Raw genomic sequence first — 4618 nt, 5'->3', positions numbered from 1 at the left:
CGTGCTCGTGCGGGAGCGAACCGGGCCGGCCGCCGGCCAGCGCCAGGGCCGTGTAGCCGCCCAGCGAGTGCCCAATCACAGCTACCCAATCGGGCCGCAGCGCCGACTCAAATTCTACCAGCAGCCCATCAATCGCCAGACTCAGGTGGCGCGGCCGGGCCACGAGGTTGTCAGGCGTGTTGTGCCAAGCGTTGTCATCGCGGTGGTTGGCGTGGTGGCGCACCAGCCCTACCACGAAGCCATTGCGGGCCAGAAAATGCGCCAGCAGGCGGTGCGTGAGCGGCGTGCCGCCGGTGCCGTGAGAGATGAGCACCAGCGGGAAAGGGCCGGGCTCGATGGGTGCGTCCAGCGCCACCTCAAGGGTGTAAGGGCCAATGGCTTCGGGCCGGGCCGGCTTGGCGGTGGGGTACAGCACCAACAGCGGAAATGTTAAGCCCAGTGCGGCATCGGTGATGCCCAATGTGCGGCAGCCTACATAATCGGACATGGTTCGGATGAATGGGCGAGCACCGTTGCTACCGGGCAAACTTAGCAGATGGCGCGGCGGCGCAAGCGTGCGCAAGGCCAATTTTCAAGGGCCGGGAAACGGACGTTTCCCGGCCCTTGATGTCGTTCGGGCCAATGCAACTCCAGCCTACGCGTAGGCCGCCCCGGCGGCGCTGCCCACGGGCATAATAGCTTCCAGCTCGGTCAGTTCGGCGGCGCTGAGGTCAATGTTGGCGGCGGCCACGTTCTCCTCCAGGTACTTGCGGCGCTTGGTGCCGGGAATGACCACCACGCCCTGGGCCAGCACCCAGGCCAGCGCCAGCTGCGAGGCCGATACGCCTTTGGCCCTGGCCAGGGCCTTCACTTTCTCCACCAGTGCCAGATTCTTGACGAAGTTTTCGCCCTGGTAGCGGGGCAGGTTGCGGCGAATATCGGTGGCTTCAAAATCCTCAAACTTCGTAATCTCGCCCGACAAAAAGCCCCGGCCCAGCGGCGAATAGCCCACGAAACCGATGCCCATGTCGCGGGTGGCTTGCAGCACGCCATCTTCCTCCACGCCCCGGTCAAAAAGCGAATACTCGGTTTGCAGGGCGGTGATGGGGTGCACGGCATGGGCCCGGCGCAACACGTCGGCCGAGACTTCGGATAGGCCAATGTAGCGCACTTTGCCTTCTTCTACCAGCCGGCTCATGGCCCCCACGGTGTCCTCAATGGGCGTGTTGGGGTCGAGGCGGTGCAGGTAGTACAGGTCCACGTAATCGGTGCCGAGGTTGCGGAGCGAGCGGTCGATGGCCTTGCGCACGTAAGCGGGCTGGCCGTTGTAGCCCCAGGTCAGGGCCTCGTTATCGTCGATTTCGAAGCCGAACTTGGTGGCGATGAGGTACTGGTCGCGCTGGCCGGCAATGGCCTTGCCCACCAGCCGCTCGTTCAGCAGCGGGCCGTAGAGGTCGGCCGTGTCGAGCAGGTTCACGCCCAGCTCCCGGGCCCGATGAATGGTGGCCAGGCTTTCGGCTTCGTCGGCCACGCCGTACACGTTCATCTCGGCCAGGGTTGTCATGCCCATGCAGCCCAGGCCTTCCATGGGCACTTTCAAGCCTTGGCTGCCTAGGGCTACGCGTTTGATTTCAGTTGTCATGTGTAGGTTGTTTTGAGGATGTTTGACTACCTCAAAGGTCCGGCCCCATTGGGCGGCCGGACCTACACAAAACCCCGATTCTGCAACACAAAAGCCGGCGGCAAAAGCCGTCCGAATAGCCTCACCGGGGCCGGGCGAATGCAGGCAGCCGGTTTTGAGGCGAAAGCAGCCACAACCTACTCCAGAATGCTCAGCAGCACGGCTACTTCGGCGGCTTTGAGGGGCTCCTGCAGGCGCTCGAAGCTCATTTGCAGGTTGCGCATGGCGCGGCGCACAATGTCGAGGTGCGAGCAGGGCTCGAAGAAAATAGGGTTGGGCGTGATGTTGAGCTGGGCCACGTAGTGCTCGATGTCGGTGCGCGAGAGCACGAGGCCGCGGTTGTAGCAGTTGATGTAGAACGGCTCGGCCCCGGGCAGCTCGGGCCGGAAGGTGAGCACGAACAGGTTGGGCAGGTTCACGCCGAACACCGGCAGATTGAGCCGCTGGGCCACTAGCAGGTAAATCACGCAGAGCGTGAGCGGGTTGCCGCGCTTGGTTTCAATCACACGCTGCAGCATGGAGTTGGCCGGCGAGTGGAAATGCTGGGTGTTGGCCGCGAACTTATGCTGCCGGAAGATGACGTAATTGAGCGTCTGCACCTGGTCGGCGGGGTGCATGTCGGGGCGCAGGGCCGTCCAGGCCTCGAAGCGGAGCTGCTCGATGGCGCGGTTCAGGGCCTGGTAGTCGGCGTCGGGGTATTGGTAGGTGTTCAGCAGCCACATGCCTTCGAGCAGGTCGGTGGCACCGGCTTCGCGCCACACTTTCAGGCGCTGCTGCAGGCCCTCAAACTGCAGGTGGTGAATCAAATCCTCGAGGCGGTGCTGCTGCTGGCTGTCGAGGGTTTCTTCCCACGACTCTTCCAGAAACGGAATGATGCTCTCGCCCAGGTGCTGGATTTTGTCCTGAATCTGGGGCGCGATTTCCGGGTCGTCGAGCAGCGAGATGAGGGCTTTGATTTCTTTGTTGGTCATGGATGCAAAACGGCCACCACCAGGGTGACGGGGCCAAATTTAACACTTGGCGCGGGGTTTGGGTTTCGGGCCGGCCGGCGCGGGGGCACAACTTTCGGCCAGCATTTGCAGTACGGCCGCTAACAGTTCTTTTACTCAATCAGCGCTCTCTCAACATGAAACACCTTTTTACCGCCGCGCTCCTGCTGGGCGCCCTCTCCGCGCAAGCCCAGCAGGGCTCGCTCTACATCGGCGGGCAGGCCGGCTTCAATACCTCTAACACCGAGGTTGATAACGGCGCCAGCACCAACACTACCCGCAAGGCCAGCAACTACAGCTTCTCGCCCGAAATCGGCACGTTTCTCAGCAACCAGTTGCAGCTGGGCGTGGGCGTCACCATCAGCGGCTCGCGGCTCGAAACGCCCCGCACCGCCGGCGCTGCCACCGCGTCGCGCACCAACCGCTTCGGCGGCACCGTGTACGGCCGCTATTTCTTCGGCGAAGGCAATTTCCGGCCTTTCCTGGGCCTGAACGCCTCGGTGCTGCCCGGCAACCGCACCGACGAAACCGGCGGCACGGTCAACACCATCTCCAAATACAACACCCTCGACCTCGGCGCCAACCTCAACGCCGGCTTCGCCTACGGCCTGAACACGCGCTGGACCGTGGTAGGCTCCTTCGGCACGTTCGGCTTCCAGCGCTCGACGGCAAAACTCGATGGCAGCGATTACAAAACCACTACCACCGATTTCGGCCTCAACGTGAACACGCTGGGCAATTTGTTCACGGTGGGCGTGTACTACACGTTTAAGGAGGGAGCGAAGTAGGATACGGTATTACAAATCGCCCCTACATCCTCTACAGCGTGAACACGGCCTCGCTGCCGCCGCGGCCGGTACCTTTGAAGGCTTCCACCATGCCGTCGGCCGAGATTTTGATGGCTGCGCCGAAGGGGGCCAGCGTACGGGTGGCGGCCAGGCGCCCGCCGCCCACGCTGCCGCCGCTGATTTTAACGATGGCCCCGACGGCCAGAATCTCGCCCTGATACTGGAGGATGGTGGCCCCGTCGATGCCCACCAGCTCCTTGCGCATAGCCCGGCTCAGGTCCTGGAAGCGGCGGCCGCGCACCAGCTGGTTTATCACCTGGCTTTTGAGCGAGGTGGGGTTGGCCAGCAGGTCGGCGCGCTTCACCACGCTGGCGGCGCTGCGGCCGTCGTCGCGGATGAGGTCTTTGCGGCGGCTGGCCGGAATGGCCACCAGGCAGCCGCCGGTGCGGGCAAACGACACGTCGAGCATGGTTTCGTACAGGGCCTTCTTCACGGCCAGCGAGGTGCCGGGCATGGTTTTCAGGGTCGAGTCGTCGTTGTAGTAGTTCCAGGCGCCGTTGCGCTTGGCAAAAAACAGCTTCTGGTCCTTGAAGATGAGCACCTCGCCGTTGTTGGTGAGGGTGAGGCAGAGATGCTGGTCCTCGGCGCAGTTGGCCACCGAGATGAAGCGGGCCGGGGCAAAGGTGTTGGCATCGGTGCTGTTAATGGCAAAGTCGACGTAGCCCAGCAGCGCGCCCTGGGCCGATACGCGCACGCCGCTATCGACGCCGTTGGAGAGCGGAGCAAAGAAATCCTCGCCCAGAAAATCGGTAATCAACGGCGCGTCCGGGCCCGGGGGGCGGGTGTCGGCCAGGGCCACCACAATGGTGAAGGTGGGCTTGCGCCCCTCGTAGGTGCGGGCCGACCAGTCGTCGAAGGCGTCGAGGATGTTGACCAGCAAGTCGCCGCTGGCGGTTGCGGCAGAGAGGAAGCAGCAGATGCCCACCTCCACGGCGTAGGCCAGCACACGCTCCTGGTAGGGGGCGGGGGTTTTGTCGGCATTGGCCACCAGCTGGGCCACCAGGGCCTGGGCCAGGCGCACGTCGTCGCCGGCAAACTTCTGGGGGCGGCCGATGGCCACTTTGTACGGGGCCTCGGGGCCGGGGCTCAGTTGCAGCACCTGGCCCTTTCCGGCCACGGTG

5 protein-coding genes are annotated in these 4618 nt (G+C 63.8%); 1 reads left to right on the top strand and 4 read right to left on the bottom strand.

Translation table 11 applies throughout. The features are described from left to right. The 3 genes from ACYVDE_RS15075 to ACYVDE_RS15065 all read right to left on the bottom strand — a co-directional run. Window positions 1-487: alpha/beta hydrolase family protein (locus ACYVDE_RS15075; RefSeq protein ID WP_460502364.1), on the bottom strand; the 487-nt coding region annotated here is incomplete at its 3' end. 147 nt (window positions 488-634) lie between these two features. Next, window positions 635-1621, bottom strand: a complete 987-nt coding sequence (locus tag ACYVDE_RS15070) for an aldo/keto reductase (RefSeq protein WP_460502363.1) — start codon at window positions 1619-1621, stop codon at window positions 635-637. 176 nt (window positions 1622-1797) lie between these two features. Further along, window positions 1798-2631 (bottom strand): transglutaminase-like domain-containing protein, encoded by an 834-nt coding sequence (locus tag ACYVDE_RS15065; protein ID WP_460502362.1) that lies wholly within the window; start codon window positions 2629-2631, stop codon window positions 1798-1800. 155 nt (window positions 2632-2786) lie between these two features. On the opposite strand from ACYVDE_RS15065, the gene ACYVDE_RS15060 reads away from it, so the two are divergent. Further along, complete coding sequence (locus ACYVDE_RS15060; protein ID WP_460502361.1) at window positions 2787-3437, top strand: outer membrane beta-barrel protein; 651 nt, start codon at window positions 2787-2789, stop codon at window positions 3435-3437. 31 nt (window positions 3438-3468) lie between these two features. Here the strand turns inward: ACYVDE_RS15060 and ACYVDE_RS15055 are convergent. Continuing rightward, on the bottom strand, window positions 3469-4618 hold a 1150-nt coding region (locus tag ACYVDE_RS15055; protein WP_460502360.1), incomplete at its 5' end, for a hypothetical protein.

The organism is Hymenobacter agri (assembly GCF_054778495.1).
Note: the sequence above shows the minus strand (reverse complement) of the source record. Positions and strands in the feature narration are given on the sequence as shown.